Annotated in this window: 16 protein-coding genes, 1 other RNA gene and 1 pseudogene; 8 read left to right on the top strand and 10 right to left on the bottom strand. The window is 65.5% G+C overall.

Going from position 1 to position 18113, the window contains the following annotated elements:
* Positions 1-101: 101 nt before the first annotated feature.
* The 10 genes from PE067_RS05320 to PE067_RS05275 form a co-directional block, all read right to left on the bottom strand.
* Positions 102-1310 (bottom strand): NAD-dependent formate dehydrogenase, encoded by a 1209-nt coding sequence (locus PE067_RS05320; protein ID WP_276188154.1) that lies wholly within the window; start codon positions 1308-1310, stop codon positions 102-104.
* 387 nt (positions 1311-1697) lie between these two features.
* Entirely contained in the window at positions 1698-2636 is a 939-nt protein-coding gene (locus tag PE067_RS05315) for a LysR family transcriptional regulator (protein ID WP_276188153.1), read from the bottom strand.
* 179 nt (positions 2637-2815) lie between these two features.
* Positions 2816-3170, bottom strand: a transfer-messenger RNA (tmRNA) gene (ssrA, locus tag PE067_RS05310).
* 5 nt (positions 3171-3175) lie between these two features.
* A complete protein-coding gene (locus tag PE067_RS05305; protein ID WP_276188152.1) occupies positions 3176-4408 on the bottom strand; it encodes an alpha/beta hydrolase in 1233 nt (410 codons plus the stop codon).
* 40 nt (positions 4409-4448) lie between these two features.
* The gene (locus PE067_RS05300) at positions 4449-5489 is read right to left on the bottom strand and encodes an ABC transporter substrate-binding protein (RefSeq protein WP_276188151.1); all 1041 of its coding nucleotides are present in this window, start codon (positions 5487-5489) and stop codon (positions 4449-4451) included.
* A 118-nt stretch (positions 5490-5607) separates the two neighbouring features.
* The gene (locus PE067_RS05295) at positions 5608-6360 is read right to left on the bottom strand and encodes an SDR family NAD(P)-dependent oxidoreductase (protein WP_276188150.1); all 753 of its coding nucleotides are present in this window, start codon (positions 6358-6360) and stop codon (positions 5608-5610) included.
* Positions 6361-6423: 63 nt separating this feature from the next.
* The gene (locus tag PE067_RS05290; protein ID WP_276188149.1) at positions 6424-7458 is read right to left on the bottom strand and encodes a TPM domain-containing protein; all 1035 of its coding nucleotides are present in this window, start codon (positions 7456-7458) and stop codon (positions 6424-6426) included.
* A gap of 9 nt (positions 7459-7467) precedes the next feature.
* Positions 7468-8355: a polyphosphate kinase 2 gene (ppk2, locus tag PE067_RS05285; RefSeq protein ID WP_276188148.1), complete on the bottom strand. Its 888-nt coding sequence runs from the start codon at positions 8353-8355 to the stop codon at positions 7468-7470.
* A gap of 109 nt (positions 8356-8464) precedes the next feature.
* Positions 8465-9394 (bottom strand): homoserine O-succinyltransferase, encoded by a 930-nt coding sequence (metA, locus tag PE067_RS05280; RefSeq protein WP_276188147.1) that lies wholly within the window; start codon positions 9392-9394, stop codon positions 8465-8467.
* Positions 9394-10257 carry an ATPase gene (locus tag PE067_RS05275; protein ID WP_276188146.1) on the bottom strand — a complete coding sequence of 288 codons (864 nt, stop codon included), beginning with the start codon at positions 10255-10257 and terminating at the stop codon, positions 9394-9396. Before PE067_RS05275 ends, metA begins: the two co-directional genes overlap by 1 nt.
* Before the next feature lie 354 nt (positions 10258-10611).
* On the opposite strand from PE067_RS05275, the gene ftsW reads away from it, so the two are divergent.
* From ftsW to PE067_RS05235, 8 genes and pseudogenes are all read left to right on the top strand, one after another.
* Complete coding sequence (gene ftsW / locus PE067_RS05270) at positions 10612-11775, top strand: putative lipid II flippase FtsW (protein WP_276188145.1); 1164 nt, start codon at positions 10612-10614, stop codon at positions 11773-11775.
* Positions 11775-12878, top strand: a complete 1104-nt coding sequence (gene murG, locus PE067_RS05265) for an undecaprenyldiphospho-muramoylpentapeptide beta-N-acetylglucosaminyltransferase (RefSeq protein ID WP_276188144.1) — start codon at positions 11775-11777, stop codon at positions 12876-12878. Before ftsW ends, murG begins: the two co-directional genes overlap by 1 nt.
* Entirely contained in the window at positions 12875-14302 is a 1428-nt protein-coding gene (gene murC, locus PE067_RS05260) for a UDP-N-acetylmuramate--L-alanine ligase (RefSeq protein ID WP_276188143.1), read from the top strand. The genes murG and murC overlap by 4 nt, the downstream gene beginning before the upstream one ends.
* Entirely contained in the window at positions 14299-14589 is a 291-nt protein-coding gene (locus PE067_RS05255; protein WP_276188142.1) for a DUF2484 family protein, read from the top strand. Before murC ends, PE067_RS05255 begins: the two co-directional genes overlap by 4 nt.
* Positions 14590-14592: 3 nt before the next feature.
* Positions 14593-14961: a hypothetical protein gene (locus PE067_RS05250; protein ID WP_276188141.1), complete on the top strand. Its 369-nt coding sequence runs from the start codon at positions 14593-14595 to the stop codon at positions 14959-14961.
* A gap of 121 nt (positions 14962-15082) precedes the next feature.
* On the top strand, positions 15083-16027 hold the full coding sequence (gene murB / locus PE067_RS05245; RefSeq protein WP_276188140.1) for a UDP-N-acetylmuramate dehydrogenase: 945 nt from the start codon (positions 15083-15085) through the stop codon (positions 16025-16027).
* A 141-nt stretch (positions 16028-16168) separates the two neighbouring features.
* Positions 16169-17092: pseudogene (locus PE067_RS05240) on the top strand (D-alanine--D-alanine ligase).
* Positions 17080-18108 carry a cell division protein FtsQ/DivIB gene (locus tag PE067_RS05235; protein ID WP_276188139.1) on the top strand — a complete coding sequence of 343 codons (1029 nt, stop codon included), beginning with the start codon at positions 17080-17082 and terminating at the stop codon, positions 18106-18108. The pseudogene PE067_RS05240 and the gene PE067_RS05235 overlap by 13 nt, the downstream one beginning before the upstream one ends.
* Positions 18109-18113 lie beyond the last annotated feature (5 nt).

The raw sequence follows: 18113 nt of genomic DNA, 5'->3' as shown, positions 1-18113 counted from the left end.
TTTCATCACCGTGCAAGGGGGCGGTCGGCGCCAGCATCAGGCTGGCGACATGCGGAAGGGCCCGCGCCGGCGTGGCGCGGACCCGGTTTCAGCACCTGAGATCAGGCGTCGAGCTTTTCGTACTTCGCGGCCTCTTCCGAACCGCCGGTGGCATTGCCCTTGGAATAGGAATGGGCGCCGACACCGGCCAGACCACCGCCCTGCACGATCAGATATTCGTCGCGGATCGGACGGCCCTCGAAATGGCATTCGAGGATTTCGCGCGTGCCCGCCGCATAGCGCGTCTGCGCCGACAGCGAGGTGCCCGAGATATGCGGGGTCATGCCGTTATGCGGCATCGTCCGCCACGGGTGGTCATTCGGCGCGGGCTGCGGAAACCAGACATCGCCCGCGTAACCGGCCAGACGACCCGATTCCAGCGCGCGCACGATGGCGTCGCGGTCGCACAGCTTGCCGCGCGCGGTATTGACCAGATAGGCGCCGCGCTTGAACAGCTTCAGCGTCTCGTCATTGATCATATGTTCGGTTTCGGGATGCAGCGGGCAGTTCAGCGTGACCACGTCGCAGGCGCCATACATGTCTTCGCGCGTGGCGTGCCAGGTCAGGTTCAGTTCCTTTTCCACGGCTTCGGGCAGGCGGTGGCGGTCGGTGTAATGCAGGTGCATATCGAACGGCGCCAGCAGGCGCAGCACGCGCAGGCCGATGCGGCCGGCGGCGACAGTGCCGACATGCATGCCTTCGACGTCATAGGACCGCGCCACGCAATCGGCGATGTTCCAGCCGCCGTTCCGCGCCCAGTCATGCGAGGGGATGTAGTTGCGCACAAGCCCCAGCACCATCATCACGACATGTTCGGCGACCGAGTTCGAGTTGCAATAGGTCACCTCGGCCACGGTGATGTTGTTGTCGATGGCGGCTTGCAGGTCGACGTGGTCCGAACCGATCCCGGCGGTCAGCGCCAGTTTCAGCTTGGGCGCCTTGGCGATACGTTCGGCGGTCAGATAGGCGGGCCAGAAGGGTTGCGAGATGATGACCTCGGCGTCATGCGGATGCTTTTCCAGCTCGCTGTCGGGGCCGTCCTTGGACGAGGTCACGACCAGCTCATGCCCCTGGCTTTCCAGATATTTGCGCAGGCCCAATTCGCCCGAAACGGAACCCAGCAGGGCGCCGGGGGTGAAGTCGATGGCCATCGGCGAGGGCAGGGTCTGGCCGTCGGGGTATTTGTCGATCTCGGGCAGATCGTCGCGCGCGTAAGAGGTCGGGTAACCGTCGATCGGATCGTCGTAGAGAACGCAAACAACCTTGGCCATGGTCTTCCTTTCGGGTTCATGAGGCATGGAGGGGCCGCCCCCGCAGACCGCCCTTGGCGCGCAGGTCGCAAATGCCGCAGCCCCGGTTTGCCGCCCCTTGGGACAGACGCCGGATGGTCCGGGCGATATGCTGCTTTCCTCCCGATGCCTCGTGGTTTCACGAGGTGTCTTGTGACAAGTGACAGCCTGCATGCCGTCGCACACGCTGGCAAATCGGAGTTTTTCACCAATCCATGCAGGTTTTCGATCATGCCGCGATGCAGAGCGGGCAAGCGGCTGTTTTGGGGCGCTTTGTCCCGGATTTCACCATGCCGGTGCCGCGCCGCGACAGGCGGTTTTCTGTTCGTGGGGGGATGATCCGGTGGTTCCGGCGGTGCGAATCCTGCGTCAGCCGACCAGACGCGGGGCTTCGTTGCCCGACAGGATCTTGTCGAAGATGCTGTCCCGGGTGACCCGTTCGGCGCAATCCTGCAAGGCGCGGGCCATGGGCGCCTGCGGCATGCGTTCGGCCAGCACCAGCCCGATTTCATGGCTGTGGCGGGGATGGGCCAGCGGGATCAGCCGCAGGTCGCGCGACGGGCCAAAGACCAGCGCAAAGGTGTTCGGCACGATCGCGCACCACCTGCCTTTGCGCAGATGCGAGGCGACGCCCAGAAAGGAATTGGTCACGATCCTGGGCGTCAGCGTGACGCCTGCCTCGGCAGCGATGGCGTTCAGGATGCGGCGGTTCTGCATGTCGCCCGACAGCAGGCACAGGGGCCGCGTCACGGCCTCTGACCAGGCGACTTCGGGACGGTTTGCAAACTCGTCGTCATGGCTGCAGGCAAAGACGTAATGTTCGGCATAAAGCGGAAAGCAGCGGACATTCTGCAGCGGCTCATTGTCCAGATAGGTGATGCCGCCGTCGATCTCGAACCCGTCCAGCGCCTTCTGGATCGCGCGCGACGACATCGAACGCACCTCGATTTCGACCAGCGGATGGCTGGTTTCGAACTGGTCGGTCAGGACCGAGACCGACGGCATGGCCGCCGGGATCACCCCAAGCCGCAGGCAGCCGGTCAGGCCGCGTTCCTTGCCCTTCAGGTCGTCATGCAGGCTGTCGTAATCGGAAATGATCTGGCGCCCCCAACGCAGCACCTTTTCGCCTTCGGGCGTCAGTGCCAGAAAGCGGTGGCCGCGGATGATCAGGGTCAGGTTCAGGTCGTCTTCGAACTTGCGGATCGCATGGGACAGGGTCGGTTGGGTGACGTGGCAGCGTTCCGCCGCGCGCCCGAAATGCTGCTCCTCGGCCAGGGTGATGAAGAATTTCAGATGGCGAATAAGCATGTCAGGCGGCCCCCTCCCGCATGGATCGGCAATCTATCGTTATATTTGAAAATACATAACGGCAACATGGATCACGTCATTTTCATGGCTTTGCGCCGCAAACAGGGCGCAGATGCAGGCGAAAACCGCGCCGGGTGGCTGGCGCAGGGGTGGGTGACCGGGCAGATTATGCTGGGGAAGGTGCAGGATTCTGTTGCCAGGCTCCTGCGGGCCCCGCCTTACGCTGCTAGGCGCAAGGGCTTAAGTTTCGATGCCTCGAACTGCTTACGCAGCCAGAGCCACCGGAGCACGGTTGTCGTTGGCAACTGTACATTTTGCACCGATAACGGTGGTAGCTCACCGAGGCAAAGCCAACATCTTTAGACGTTCGTCGATCCTGTTTCGACCCCATGTGCCCCCAACGAAGGTGGTTTGGTGGAGTCGCCGGGTACCGCCCCCGGGTCCGATCCGCTTATTACATGCGCGTTTATGCCCATAGCCCGGACGAGTCCGGACAGGGTGAATATAGGGGCGGGGCCGGGGCGTGGCAAGTGGGGCGTCTAGTCACGGGCCAGATTGCGGCTTTCGAGCAGGGGCGGGGGCAGGGGCGGGGCGCTGCTGCGGCCCAGTTCCCGGTCGAAAAACGCAAGCGTGCGGTCCAGCGCCTGTTGCAGGGCGCGGCGGGTGCCCCTGCGGTCCGGGGCGCTGAGGTTGTGGCCGGTGCCGGCCATGACCAGCAATTCATGGGGAATTTTCTGCGCCGCCAGCGCCTCGGCGAATTGCATGGACTGCGCAGGGGGCACCACCTTGTCCCTGTCGCCGGTGACCAGCAAGACCGGGGGCGTATCATCGTCCAGCGTCAGAACCGCGCTGGCGCTGGTCAGCTTTTCGGTCGTGCAATCGTCGGGCCGGCAGCCCAGCAACCGCCATTCCGGCGCGCCATCGACCTTGCGCGACATGGCGCCCGCCTGCTCGGCCTGATGGGTCAGGGTGGTCATGTCATAGACGCCGAACCATGCGGCGGCGGCCTGAACGCAATCGCCATTGCCGGGGGCGGCGCCTTTCAATCCGGGCAGGACCTGACCGTCGGGCTGCAACGCCGGCAGCCCGCAGGTCGTCGCGGCGACGGCCGACAGCTGGCCCCCGGCAGAGATGCCCCAGACACCGACCCGCTGCGGATCGACGTCCAGATCTGCCGCATTGGCGCGCAGCCAGCGGATCGCGGCCTTGACGTCCTGGCCCTGTGCGGGCCAGCGCGCCTCGCGGCTGAAACGGTAATCCAGCGAGGCCACGACATAGCCCCGCGCGGCAATCCCCGCGAGGATCGAGGGGAAATTGCCGATCGGGGAAAAGCTGCGCAGATCCCCGGCGATCCAGCCGCCGCCGTGGATGAACAGGATCACGGGCAGGGGCTGGTTCCGGGCGGTAGGCGGCGGCTGGTAGATATCCATGCGTAGGGGACGATAGCCGCGCGGCGACCAGTAGATCACATCGGGGCGCATCCGCACGCCCTGCGCGAAATCCACCCGGTAATCCGGCAGGCCCTGATCGGCGTCCGGTGGGCCGATGGCGATGGGCGGGATTGCGGTATCGGGATCGGCGCTGGCAGGATCGGCGGCGGCAGGTTCGGCTGCGGCGGTCTGCACGCTCAGCAGGATGGCTGCCGCTGCGGCGGCAAGGCAGGCGGGGCAATAACGGGTCCTTGCAGTCATCCCCAAAGGCTGTGCCGGCAGCGCGGCAAGATCAATGCTGCGGATGCGAAAGCGGGCGGCAATCCGCCGCCCCTTTGCCATCCTGCCGGCTTTTTCGCGCCGGTTTTTCGAACCCGTCGGATCAGAAACCGGCCTTGATCTTTTCGAATTCGGCCAGTTGCTTTTCGCGCTGCGCGGGGTCGTTCGGGGTCTGGGCCAGAACCGGCACCTCCAGTTCGGACAGGCCCGATTGTACCGCCGGGTCGTCCTTGATCGTTTCCATCGCCGCGTTCGAGGTATGGCCGTAACCGATCGCATCCAGCAGGCCACGCGCCGCGCGCGGCTCCAGCCAGGCGTTGATGTAATCATAGGCCTTGTCTTCGCTGCCCGGCCCGTTCTTGACGTTCACATAGCCGCAGAAGAAGGTCGAGGAACCTTCCTTGGGCGAACGCTGGAAGCCGACCGGGTAGTTGTCGTTTTGCAGATAGACGACGCCATCGTTCCACGACCATGCGATATCGACCGCGCCCGAGGCCATCAGCTGCGCCTGTTCCGACGGATCGGCCCAATAGGCGGCGACATTCTGATGGGCCTGGCGCAGCCAGTCGGCAGCGGCCTGAAACTGTTCGTCGGTGACGTCTTCCCAATCGGTCGTGCCGGTCGCCAGATAGGCCAGCGCCCAGACATCATCCGCCGAATCGGGCAGCGAGGTGCGGCCCTGATATTTCGGGTCAAGGAAGACCTGCAACGTCGAGACATCCTCGACCGGGACGGTTTCGGTGTTATAGGCGATGGCGGTCGCGCCCCAATCGGTCGGGATATACCAGACGCCTTCGTCATCCTTGAACACCTCGGAATCCAGAAAACGCGGGTCGATGCTGTCGAAGGCCGGGATGCGCGAGGTGTCCCAGGGTTCGATCAGACCGGCGTCGCGGTATTTCGACACCATCTGGCTGCAGGGGTGGACGACATCGGCCTTGAACCCGGATGCGAGTTTCTGAAAGGCCTCGTCGTCATCGCCGTAAAAGGCATAGGTCGGATTGCTGCCGTATTTTTCGACATAGCCCGCAAAGATCGCCGGTTCCTCGAACCCGGCCCAGTCAAAGACGGTCAGTTCGGGATCGGCGGCAAAGGCCGGGGCGGAGATGGCCAGAAGAATGGCGGTAGAGCGCAGAAGGGTCATCAAGGGGCCTTTCGGTTCGGGGCATTTCGGGGCATTCGGTGCGGGGCGTTGCGCGCCGCTTTCGGGGCGGCATCGAATGAACGCTAGCGGCCCGCAGGCGGGCTATCAAGGATTTTGCTCAGCGCATCCGCAACCCGCCATCCAGACGGATCACTTCGCCGTTGAGATAGCCCGATTCGATGATGAAGGCGGCAAGGCGTGCATATTCGCGCGGCTCTCCGACGCGGCGGGGATAGGGGACATCGGCCAGATCGTCGTGGTCCTGCGCCGTCAGCCGCTGCATCATCGGCGATCCGAAAATCCCCGGCGCAATCGCGCAGACGCGGATGCCAAGCGGCGCCATTTCGCGGGCAAGGGGCAGGGTCATCCCGGCGACGGCGGCCTTGGACGCGGCATAGGCGACCTGACCGCCCTGACCGTCAAAGGCCGCGACGGATGCAGTGTTGATGATCACGCCGCGATCCCCGCAGGCCAGCGGCTGCGGCGTTTTCGCCATTTCGGCAGCGACCAGGCGCAGGACGTTGAAGGTGCCGATCAGATTGATTTCAACCGTGCGGCGAAAGGGTTCCAGCGGCAGGGCGCCGTCGGGACCGACGGTCTTGCCCAGGCTGACCGTGCCCGCGCAGTTGATGCAGACATTGACCCGGCCCATCACATTGCGCGCATGGGCGACCGCCGCCGCAACGCTGTCTTCGTCCCGGACCTCGGTCTTTGCGAAATCGGCGCCGATGATTTCGGCGAAATCAGCGCCGCGCGGGTCGCGGTCCAGAATGGTCACGGCCGCGCCCTTCTGGCGCAGGTATTCCGCCGTGGCCGCACCAAGGCCCGAGGCCCCGCCGGTCACGATCGCACAGGCTGCCGAAAGCTCCATCTTGTTTCTCTTGCCCCCTCCGAATTCCGTGCAGCTTTCGACAAAATCGGGGGAGACGCAAGGCTACCAGCGACCCGAGGCGCCGCCGCCGCGGGATGATCCGCCGCCAAAACCCGAACCGCCGCGCGAGACCCGCGCCGCCTTGGGGTTCTGGTTGCGCGAACGCATCTGCCCATCCGGCCCATACAGCGTGACAAAGGGCGCGGCGACCAGTGTCGCGGCCTGCCAGCCGCAGGCCGGGCAACGGCGGATCTGATTGCTTTCAGAGGTTCGCCAGCCGCCGTCGGGCAGGTTCTGGCGCACGGGTTCGTGCTGTTTCTGCAGATCCCATTTGCCGCATTGCGGGCAACGCTTGCGCCGCCGGATGCCGCGCAGGATGTTGACGCCCGCGAAGGTCAGGATCAGCACGGCGATGGCGCCGCCCGCCATGTCGCGCCAGCCTCGGCCCGTGGCCGAACGCGGGATCTGCCGGCCGCTGGCATAGGGTTCGGCGATGATCTGGATGATCGCCTCGGTGCCCTTGCGGATCGCGGCGGATGGCGTGCCCTCGCGCATGTCGGGCAGGATCACGTTGCGCATGATGTCCTGCGCCGGGATGTCGGCATCGCCGGGATAGGCCGAGCCAAGCTCGATCCGGGCCTCGCGGTCGTCGCGCAGGACCAGCACCATGAAGCCGTTGTTGCGCGCCACATCGCCGACGCCCCAATGGTTGAACAGCCGCGTCGCAAAGGGCTGCAGCCCATCGGTGCCGCCATAGGTCGCGCGGTCGGGCAGGGTGACGACCGTGCCCTCGATCCCGGTTTCCTGCTGCAGGCGGGTCAGTTCGCCGTCCAGCGCGCGGGCATCGTCGGGGGTCAGCAGGCCCGCGAAATCATTGACCGTCGTGCTGGTCCATTGCGGCAGCGGCTGAATGTCGGGGCGGGTGGTTTCGACGGTGCGGGGGATGGCCGCAGGCGCGGGGCCGTCCGCCTGCTGGGCCGCCGCCGGGCCGGAACCCGACAGGGCCAGCGGCAGCGCCGCAGCCATCCAGACCGTCACCGACAGCGCGGCGCGCAGCGGCATCGCGGGGCGCAGGGGGTGGGGGGCGCGCGGCGGCATGGTCCGGTCCTAGTCCAGCAGGATGCCGGGGCCGCCGACGATCTGGTGGTCGATCTCTCCGATGGCCTTGCTGTCCTTGTGCTTGTAATCGACGGCGTTCAGGATGGTCTGGATCGCCGCGATCCGGGCGCGGCGCTTGTCATCGGAACGGATCACCGTCCAGGGCGCATATAGCGTATGGCTGCGCGCCAGCGTGTCGCGGATCGCATCGGTGTAATCGTCCCATTTCGCCAGACCGTCGATGTCGATCGGGCTGAGCTTCCATTGTTTCAGGGGATCGCCCTCGCGCTCCAGAAAGCGGCGCAACTGTTCGGCGCGGCTGACGTTCAGCCACAGCTTGACCAGAATGATCCCGTCATCGACCAGCGATTGTTCGAAACCCGGCAACTGGCGGAAGAACGTTTCGCGCTGGTCTTCGGTCGCAAAGCCGAAGACGCGCTCGACCACGCCGCGGTTATACCAGCTGCGGTCGAACAGCGCGATTTCACCGCCCGCAGGCAGCCAGTCGGTATAGCGCTGGAAATACCATTGCGTGGATCTGCGTTCGGTCGGTTTGGGCAGGGCGACGATATAGGCGGAACGCGGATTCAGGTTCATCCGCACCCGTTCGATGGTGCCGCCCTTGCCCGCCGCATCGCGCCCCTCGAACACGACGACCAGCCGTTTTCCGGTGCGGATCACGTCATACATCATATGGACAAGCTGGATCTGCAGGGCATCCATATGCGCGTCATATTCGCCCGATTTCATCAGCTTGTCATAGGGGAAGTTCAGGTCAAGGATCTTGTCCTTGCCGTCCCGGATCGCCTGGCGCACATGTTTGGGCGCCTTTTCTTCCAGAAACTCGGTGATCTTGCCGACAAAGGGCAGTTTTTCCGGATTGGCGGGTTTTGCCATTCTGCGTTGCCTTTTCCCTGTTAGCTTCAGCGGTCCGCCGCAGGGACCTGCACTCCTGCGGCGGACCGATCCTTGCCAAACGCGATGCGTCCGGTCATCGTTCCGCCCGTCATGCGGGTTCGCCGATGCGGGTCATGTCGAACCAGGTGGTCTGATACAATTCGTTGATCCAGTTGCCGTAAAGCAGATGGGCATGGCTGCGCCAGCGGTTCGTGGGGGCCAGCGCGGGGTTGTCGTCGGGGTAGTAGTTCACGGGAACCGCTATCGTCTTGCCCGCCGCCACGTCGCGGTCATATTCGTCTTTCAGCGTGGTGCTGTCATATTCGAAATGGTTGAAGACATACAAAGCGCGATGGGCCGCGTCCTCGACCAGACAGGGCCCGACCTCGCGCGAGGCGATCAGGGTCTTCAGCCCCGGTTTCGTGTCAATGTCGGACTGGCGCACCTCGGTCCAGCGGCTGACGGGCACCAGCACATCATCCGAAAACCCCCGCAGATAGTGGCTGGAGGGCGCAAGGTTGTCGTGCCGGTAACAGCCGAATGCCTTGTCGTTCAGCGTGTGTTTCCGCAGGCCGTTGAAATACCACGCCATCGCCATGCCGCCCCAGCAGACGCCGAAGGTGGAATGAACATGGCTTTGCGTCCAGTCGAAGACCCGCGTCAGCTCGTCCCAATAGGTGACCTCTTCAAAGGGCAGATGTTCGATCGGGGCGCCGGTGATGATCAGCCCGTCGAATTTCTCGCCCGTTGCCTCGACCTCGCAAAAGCGGCGATAGAAGCTTTGCATGTGGTCGGCGGCCGTATTGCGGCTTTCGTGATCCGACATGCGGATCAGTTGAAAGTCGATCTGCAACGGCGTCGCGCCGATCAGACGGGCGAACTGGTTTTCCGTCTGGATCTTTTTCGGCATCAGGTTCAGCAACCCGATGCGGATCGGCCGGATATCCTGTTGCGCAGCCCGGCCCGGCGACATGACCATGACGCCCTCGTTCGAGAGGATATCATAGGCGGGCAGGTCGTTCGGCAGGGTGATGGGCATCAGGGGTCCTTTCTGTCTATGGCCCGGGCAATCAGTTCGATCATGTCGTCGGGGCTGCGCACTTGTGCAACCTCTTCGGCCAGCACGGTGACGCCACGTCGCGCCATCGCCTGATAGCGCGGCTGGCGATGGGCAAGGGCGCGGGCGTAGGTCCAGCGGATGAAATCGTCGGGGTTGACCTCTTGTTCGGTCAGGCCCTTTTCGACGCGATATCCGGTCCAGGCGCGGTCCAGGAATTCCGGCTGGTAATACATTGGCTTGGGCGCGCGGTCAAAGCGGCGGACCAGTTCGGCGGTATGGGCGTCCGAACCCTTGATCCAGACCAGCAGCAGGTCCTGTTCCAGCGCGTCCAGCACCGGGTCGCTGTCGGCCCAGGGGTCCACGACCTCGCAGATCGAGCCGCCGGAATCGCAGACGAAGTTGCCGCAGCCATACAGATCCTGCGCGCGGCCGATGAAATGGCGGGTATCCAGCAGCGCCGCGATTTCGGCCCGGCGGTGCTGGTCCTGACGGCGCATGTATTCCTCGAAGGGCAGGCCGCCGCGCGTCTCGCTGCCGGGCTTGCCCAGATAGGTGGACAGGGGCGCCAGGTTTTCAAAGGTGATGTTGCTGGCGATATAGACCGAATCCGACAGCAGCAATTCGCGCAGAAAGGGGACCTTCATCGCCTCGCGCTTGAAGTTGTCGGCGATCAGCTCGCCCATGTAGCGGGTGCCGATGCGGTAGTCGATGGAATAGTGGAACCATTCGCCCGAGCCGCGCAGCAGCGTCGCGACATGGGTTTTCCCAAGGCCCGACATGCCAAAGAACAGCACGCGCCGTTTCGGGGCGGCCAGCCAGTCGGCTCTGGTCTTGTAAAGCATGGACACCTTCCTGCCGCAGAACTGCCGCGCCGGATCGGGCGGGGCAGGGGTTAGTTAGTCCTTGGCGGGGAAATAGGAAAGGGGCGGGGCGCAGGCCATGGCTCCGGCCATCTGTCCACTTGCATGTTTCCTTTCCGGGGCCGGGGCGCCGCGCGGGCGGTTCGCATGATCCTTGTTCGCCGCAATGCCCCTGCGGCCCGTGCCCCTGCGGCCAATACGGAAATGGTCGGCCCGCTGCATCGGCCCAACGTCACGTTAACGAATAGATGGTAGCGCGGCCCCATCAATCGCGCTATGATCTGCCTCAGACCCGGCAAACGGGCAATGTTTTCGAGGCAGTGACGGCGGTATTCCATGACCGAGATGGTCTTTGGGGCCACGCCCGCAAGGGTTGGTGACCCGATTCTTCCACGTTGGTGGCGCACGATCGACCGATGGTCGCTGGCCTGCGTTCTGGGCCTGTTCGCGATCGGTCTGCTTCTGGGGCTGGCCGCATCGGTGCCGCTTGCGGAAAAGAACAGCCTGCCGCAATTCTACTATGTTTCGCGTCAGGCGCTTTTCGGCGGCGTGGCGCTGGTCGTCATGCTGCTCTTTTCGATGCTGTCGCCCAAGCAGGTGCGTCGCCTTGGCGTTACCGGCTTTGCGGTGGCGCTGCTGCTGTTGCTGGCCTTGCCATTCGTCGGCGACGACCATGGCAAGGGCGCGATCCGCTGGCTGAGCATCGGGGGCCTGTCGCTGCAGCCGTCCGAGTTCCTGAAACCCGGTTTCGTCGCGATCTGCGCATGGTTCATGGCCTCGGCGCAAGAGGTCGGCGGCCCTCCGGGGCGGGCCTATTCGGCGGTTCTGGCGGTGGTGGTGGTCGTCATGCTGGCCCTGCAGCCGGATTTCGGACAGGCCTCGCTGGTGCTGTTTTCGTGGATCGTGATGTATTTCATCGCGGGCGCGCCGATGCTGCTGCTGATCTGCATGGTCGTGATGGCGGTCTTTGGCGGCATCTTCGCCTATGGCGCATCCGACCACGTCGCGCGCCGCATCGACGGCTTTCTGGCCTCCGAGGTCGACCCCCGCACCCAGTTGGGCTATGCCACCAATGCCATTCAAGAGGGCGGGTTTTTCGGCGTCGGCGTCGGTGAAGGCTCGGTCAAATGGTCGCTGCCCGATGCCCATACCGATTTCATCATCGCCGTCGCGGCCGAAGAATACGGCTTTATCATGGTGATGGTGATCATCGCGCTGTATTCGACCATCGTCATCCGTTCGCTGTCGCGCCTGCTGCGCGAACGCGACCCGTTCACCCGCATCGCGGGCACCGGCCTTGCCTGCGCCTTTGGCGTGCAGGCGCTGATCAATATGGGCGTCGCCGTGCGCCTGCTGCCGGCCAAGGGGATGACGCTGCCCTTCATCAGCTATGGCGGCTCGTCGCTGGTCGCATCGGGGATCGCGCTTGGCATGTTGCTGGCCCTGACCCGATCGCGCCCGCAGGGGGAAATCGCCGACGTTTTGGGGCGTAACCGCTGATGGCCGCACCTGAAACAACCGCCCCCCTGTGCATGATCGCCGCCGGAGGAACCGGCGGCCATATGTTTCCCGCTCAGGCCCTGGCCGAGGAATTGCTGTCGCGCGGCTGGCGCGTCAAGCTGTCGACCGATGAACGCGGCGCGCGCTATGCCGGGGCCTTTCCGGCCGAGGTCGCACGCGAGGTCGTCAGTTCCGCCACAACCGCGCGCGGTGGTGCCTTGGCCAGACTGGCCGTGCCCTTTCGCATTGCCGGGGGGGTGCTGGCCGCGTGCCGCAGGATGAAGGCCGACCGCCCCGCCGTTGTCGTGGGATTCGGCGGCTATCCGACGATCCCGGCCATGTCTGCGGCGCTGACGCTTGGCATTCCGCGCATGATCCACGAACAAAATGGCGTGATGGGCCGCGTGAACCGCGCCTTTGCCCGCCGTGTCGATGTCGTGGCCTGCGGTATCTGGCCGACCGCGCTGCCTGCGGGCGTTCAGGGCACCTTCACCGGCAATCCGATCCGTGGCGCCGTTCGCGAACTGGCGGGCACGCCCTATGCGCCGCCCCTGCCGGATGCGGACCTGAACGTCCTTGTCATCGGCGGCAGTCAGGGCGCGCGCATCCTGTCCGATATCGTGCCCGCGGCGATTGCGGGCCTGCCTGAATCCAAACGCTTGGCCCTGAAAATCAGCCATCAGGCCCGCGCCGAGGATCAGGCCCGCGTGACCGAAGCCTATGCCGATGCGGGCATCACGGCCGAGGTTCGGCCCTTTTTCGACGATGTGCCCGAACGGCTGGCCGCCTGCCAGATGGTGATCAGCCGGGCGGGGGCCTCGTCCATCGCCGATATCACCGCGATCGGCCGCCCGGCGATCCTGATCCCCTATGCGGCGGCGACGGGCGATCACCAGACCGCCAATGCCCGCGCGCTGGAAAATGCCGAGGCGGCCATCGTGCTGACCGAATCCATACTTGACGCCGAAACGCTCAGGCGCGACATCCGCGCCATCCTGTCCGATGAGAGCCGCGCCACCGAAATGGCCGCACAGGCTCTGTCACTGGGTCGTCCCGATGCGGCGGCCAGCCTTGCAGATCTAGTAACGGAACTGACCCGATGAATGCAGCGACGAAATTGCCCGGCGAACTGGGCCCCATCCATTTTGTCGGTATCGGCGGCATCGGCATGTCAGGCATCGCCGAGGTCCTGATGACGCTTGGCTATGACGTGCAGGGGTCGGACGCGAAACGGTCGAAGATTACCGACCGTCTGGAAAGCCTGGGCGCCCGCATCTTTGAAGGCCAGCGGGCCGAAAACATCGGCGAGGCGGGCGTGGTGGTGATCTCGACCGCGATCAAAAAGGGCAACCCCGAACTGGAGGAAGCCCGCCGCCGTGGCCTGCCCGTCGTCCGCCGCGCCGAGATGCTGGCCGAGCTGATGCGCTTGAAATCCAACGTCGCGATTGCCGGGACGCATGGCAAGACGACCACGACGACGATGGTCGCGACCCTGCTGGATGCGGGCGGTCTGGACCCCACCGTCATCAACGGCGGCGTGATCCACGCTTACGGTTCAAATGCCCGCGCCGGTGCCGGTGAATGGATGGTGGTCGAGGCGGATGAAAGCGACGGTTCCTTTAACCGCCTGCCCGCGACGATTGCCATCGTGACGAATATCGACCCCGAACATATGGAGCATTGGGGTTCCTTTGACGCGCTGCGCAAGGGGTTCCATGATTTCGTGTCCAACATCCCGTTTTACGGTCTGGCGGTTCTGTGCACCGACCACCCCGAGGTTCAGGCGCTGATGGGCAAGCTGACCGACCGCCGCGTCGTGACATTCGGCTTCAACGCCCAAGCCGGTGTCCGGGCGATCAACCTGCGCTATGAAAACGGCATCGCGCATTTCGACATCGCCCTGCAGGCCGAAGCCGAGTTGAACGACGGCGAGGTTCCCGTGATCGAGGGCTGCACCCTGCCCATGCCCGGCGACCACAACGTCTCGAACGCGCTCTCCGCCGTGGCCGTGGCCCGCCATCTGGGCATGAAGCGCAGCGAAATCCGCGAGGCGCTGGCGAAATTCGGCGGTGTCGGCCGTCGCTTTACCCGCGTCGGCGAGGTGAACGGCGTCACCATCATCGACGATTACGGCCACCACCCGGTCGAAATCGCCGCCGTGCTGAAGGCCGCGCGGCAGGCGACCGGGGGCCGCGTCATTGCGGTTCACCAGCCGCACCGCTATTCGCGCCTGTCCAGCCTGTTCGACGATTTCTGCACCTGTTTCAACGAGGCCGATGTCGTCGGCATCGCCGAGGTCTATTCGGCGGGCGAAGACCCGATCCCCGGCGTCTCGCGCGATGATCTGGTCGCGGGGCTGATCGCCCACGGCCACCGCCACGCCCGCGCCGTCATCGACGAATCCGATCTGGCCCGGCTGGTGCGCGAACAGGCGCGTCCGGGCGATATGGTCGTCTGCCTTGGTGCGGGGACGATTTCGGCATGGGCCAACAACCTGCCCGAACTGCTGACGGAGAAGGCGGCGTGACCCAGTTCGCAGCCTCTGCCCATCACGCCTGGCTGGCGCTTGGGGCAGTCGTGGTCTGGGGTGTGCTGAGCTTCCTGTCCGGCTATGTCCGGCTGCGCTGGCGCCCGACCTGCCAATGGTGTCTGGTCGCCCTGGGCGTCCCGGTGCTGGGCTGGGTCACCTATGCGCTTGGCCCGGTGGTCGGCATGGCGGTGTTCGGGCTGGGCCTGTGCCTGCTGATCTGGCACCCCCGCGCCGCGCCGCGCCGTTCGCTGGCACAGCGCGGCTCTCGTCCCGCGGCCGAGTGATCCATGCAGGACGTCCTGATCGTTGCCGTGCCCCTGATCGCCGCCCTGACCGGCGCGATCTATGGCTATCGCCGTTGCGGCGCGCGGCAATGGGGCTGGCTGGCCGGCGGGATCGCGGGGGTGCTGCTGGCCGCAGGCATCTGCTATGTGACCGGGCAGGGCAAGACCGGCGGCTATCTGGCCGGAATCGTCGGCACCGTCATGGCGATGGTCGCGCTGATCATGGCCGCAGCCATCCTTGCGGGCGCGATGATACGCGGCACCCACGAACTGATCGCCCGCCCCCCGCGCCTGACCCCGTCCGGCCCCGCAGGTGCGGCTGTGCTGGGCCTGCTGTCGATTGCGATGATACTGATCAGCGCGGCGGAATAGGGCCACCATGGTTTCCGGACGGGCACTTTAGGGGCTGGCACGGATTCTTGGCCGGAACGGGCATCGTGATCCGCAACGCCTTGCATTGACGCCCGCCACGGCTCTGATTAGGACCGCTGGCATGACCCAGACCCTTCCCGAACCCCGTGGCGCGCTGACCGCCGATCGTCCCCTGGCTGACCTGACATGGCTGCGCGTCGGCGGGCCTGCCGACTGGCTGTTTCAGCCTGCGGATGCCGATGATCTGGCGGATTTTCTGCGTGATCTGGACCCGGCTGTCGCGGTTTTCCCGATGGGGGTCGGATCGAACCTGATCGTGCGCGACGGGGGCATCCGGGGCGTCGTCATTCGGCTTGGACGGGGCTTCAACGCCATTGAATTTGCAGGTGAAACCGTGACCGCAGGGGCGGCGGCGCTGGATGCGCATGTCGCGCGCAAGGCTGCGGATCAGGGGCTGGACCTGACATTCCTGCGCACCATTCCGGGCGCCATCGGCGGGGCGGTGCGGATGAACGCGGGCTGCTATGGCACCTATGTCGCCGATCACCTGATCGAGGTGCAGGCGGTGACCCGCGACGGCCGCCACGTCACGCTGAGCGCCGATGACCTGCGCCTTGCCTATCGCCATTCGGAACTGCCCGATGGCTGGGTGCTGACCCGCGCGACCTTTCGCGCCGAACGCGGCGATCCGGCCGCGCTGATCGCGAAAATGGACGACCAGCTTGCGCGCCGCGACGCGAGCCAGCCGACGCGGGAACGCACGGCGGGCTCGACCTTCCGCAATCCGGCGGGGTTTTCCTCGACCGGGCGGGCCGATGACACGCATGAGCTGAAGGCCTGGTCGCTGATCGACGCGGCGGGGCTGCGCGGCCATCGTTTGGGCGGTGCGCAGATGTCGGAAAAGCACCCGAATTTCCTGTTGAACGCGGGCGGCGCGACGGCGGCCGATCTGGAACGGCTTGGCGAATATGTCCGCGAAAAGGTGCGCGAATCCAGCGGCCACCTCCTGCAATGGGAGGTCATCCGCATCGGTGATTCCCTTTCCGATCAGGCCGCGCCGCGTTAACCCTTTTTTCGCAATTAGGCCTTCCTTGGCTGGCCGTTTGCGGCTAGACTTTGCGAACCGGTGCAGGATTGCGGATCGAACCGCGACAGGTCGCCGGGCATAACATTCAAGACCCCGGCAAACGGGGGCGAAAGGCGAAACGTGGCGGGCAGGTCGAGCAGGACAGCCCCGAAAGTCGCAGTCTTGATGGGAGGGATCTCGGCCGAGCGCGAGGTATCCCTGTCGTCCGGGCGCGAATGCGCGAACGCGCTGCGGCAGGCGGGCTATGAGGTCGTGGAAGTCGATGCGGGCAGGGATCTGCCGGCGCGTCTGGCCGAGGTGCGGCCCGATGTCTGTTTCAACGCGCTGCATGGCCGCTTTGGCGAAGACGGGCGCGTGCAGGGCCTGCTGGAATGGCTGGATCTGCCCTATACCCATTCGGGCGTGCTGGCTTCGGCCATGGCGATGGACAAGACCTGCGCCAAGCAGGTCTATCGCGACGCGGGCCTGCCGGTTGTCGAAAGTCTCGTGATGGCGCGCGACGATGTGCGCGCGGGCCATCCGCTGCCGCCGCCCTATGTGGTCAAGCCGAATGACGAAGGGTCTTCGGTCGGGGTCTATATCGTGCTGGACGGCGCCAATGGTCCGGCGCAGCTGTCGCCCGACATGCCCGCGCAGGTCATGGTCGAAACCTATGTGCCGGGGCGCGAGCTGACGGTCGCGGTGATGGGCGACCGCGCGCTTGGCGTGACCGAAATCGTGACCGAGGGCTGGTAGGACTACCATGCCAGACATTCGACGGGCGGATCGCGCCATGTCCTGCCCGCCGATATCCCGGCCGATATCACGGCGGCCTGTCTGGATTACGCCGTCCGCGCCCATCGCGCGCTTGGCTGCAAGGGGCTGTCGCGCACGGATTTCCGTTGGGATGACACGCGCGGTCTGGCGGGGCTGTTCCTGCTGGAAACCAATACGCAGCCCGGCATGACGCCGACCTCGCTGGCGCCCGAACAGGCGGCGGCGCAGGGGATCGGCTTTCCCGATCTGTGCCGCTGGATCGTCGAGGAGGCGCTATGTCCGGCCTGACCCCCGATCTGCGCGAACAGGCGGCCTATGGCCAGCGGCCCGTGCCGGCGCGCAACCCCGCCGCGCGTCCCGCGCCGCCGCAGGCGCGCCTGCAACCGCGCGACCCCGCGCCGTCGCGGCTGGCCTATCGCCTGCATCGGCTGTGGTTGACCCCGATCATCCGCAAGCTGACCCGTGTCGGCCTGCCTGCCTTTGTCGCGGCGCTGGTCGTCGGCGTCTGGCTGTCGGATGAAACGCGGCGCGCCCAGATTTCCGGCGGGCTGACGGGCATCGTCGAAAGCATCCAGAACCGCGACGAATTCATGGTCACCATGATGACGATCGAGGGCGCCTCGCCTGTCGTCGACCGGGGGCTGCGCAGCATGTTGCCGGTGACGCTGCCCTCGTCCAGCTTTGACATCGACCTGGTCGATCTGCGCGCCCGCGTGATGAAGCTGGACGCGGTCGAATCCGTCGAATTGCGGATCAAGCCGGGCGGCGTGCTGTCGGCTGTCGTGACCGAACGCGTGCCGGTCGTGCTGTGGCGCCATGCGCGCGGGATCGAACTGCTGGACAAGACCGGGCACCGCGTCGCCTCGGCCACCTCGCGCGATGTGCGTCCCGATCTGCCGATCATCGCGGGCGAGGGCGCCGACCGCGCCACGGCCGAGGCGATGTTGCTGGTCGATGCCGCCGGCCCGATCCTGCCGCGCCTGCGCGGGCTGGTCCGGGTGGGTGAGCGGCGTTGGGATCTGGTGCTGGATCACGGCCAGCGCATCATGCTGCCCGCCGAAGATCCGCTGCCCGCGCTGGAGCGCATCATCGCTATCGACCGCGCCCAGGATGTGCTGGGCCGCGATCTGGGCAGCATCGACCTGCGGGCCGAAGGCCGTCCGACGGTGCGCCTTGGGCTGGATGCGCAGAATGCGATCCGCCGCGCGCGCGGGCAGGTCGAACTGGGCGAGGACGGCAAGCCGCTGGATCCCGCCGCGCAAAAGGCAAAGCTGGCCGGCGAGGCCAGAAAGACGAACGGTTAGAAAAG

Source organism: Paracoccus sp. DMF-8, assembly GCF_029309835.1.
Classification (GTDB): Bacteria; Pseudomonadota; Alphaproteobacteria; order Rhodobacterales; family Rhodobacteraceae; genus Paracoccus.
Note: the sequence above shows the minus strand (reverse complement) of the source record. Positions and strands in the feature narration are given on the sequence as shown.